Source organism: Pseudomonadota bacterium (assembly GCA_030775045.1).
Taxonomy (GTDB): Bacteria; Pseudomonadota; Alphaproteobacteria; order JALYJY01; family JALYJY01; genus JALYJY01.
This window is the reverse complement of sequence record JALYJY010000149.1, coordinates 1,314-2,039: the sequence shown is the minus strand read 5'-3', so window position 1 is coordinate 2,039 and position 726 is coordinate 1,314. Positions and strand designations below refer to the sequence as shown.

1 protein-coding gene is annotated in these 726 nt (G+C 55.2%); it reads right to left on the bottom strand.

Going from position 1 to position 726, the window contains the following annotated elements:
* A partial coding sequence (locus tag M3O22_09305; GenBank protein ID MDP9196936.1) for a VWA domain-containing protein occupies positions 1 to 726 on the bottom strand: 726 nt, incomplete at both ends.

Below are 726 nucleotides of genomic sequence, written 5' to 3'. Positions count from 1 at the left end.
GCTGTGAATACCCTTGCGGGTCGTCTCAAGATCTTTCCCGGCCTGTTGCCGGTTCTTGCCAGGATACAATAAAATTCTGGGATCATTGTCCCCGAACATCATGACCCAGACAACGGCTCCGGCCTTTGCAGCAGCTTCGGAAAGAATAACTGCACACTGGTAAGCCGTAGCCATGGGCGTGGAACCGGAAGAAAGTTTTCCGTTCATGCTGCCGGATCCATCGATGCAGATAACAAATTCCGGCGGTGCCCGGACAACGTCCTGGACATCCTCAATGAAAATTTTCCGGGCACTGATATCGGCGTTTCCGGCCTGCTGGTTTTCTTTCAGTTTTTGCCATGCGTTCCTGTCCAGACGTCCCACAGGATCACTTCCTGGAATCATGGTGCGTCCTTGTGGGATCTCTGTTTCCTGAACCTGCCTGTCCAGGATGCCGGTTATCTTTGCGGCAATGTCCCTGATAGGTCCGGCAAGCTCCGCCACACGGGCTCCGTATTCTTCCCACGATCCCTGTGCCAGATCTTTCAGGGCCCTGCCCTGTCGGCGATCCGGATTTCTTCCATAGTCCTGTGCCTCAGCCAGTTTTTTCATCAGCTCGACAACATTGACCTCCGGCACAGGCTGTGGCGGAGGAGCTTCAGGAGACGGCACAGGACGTCCGGCAGGATCAGGCCTGCCATATGCGGGAATTTTCCCGGCGGCCAGGTCCTTCAGAATGTCTTCGAT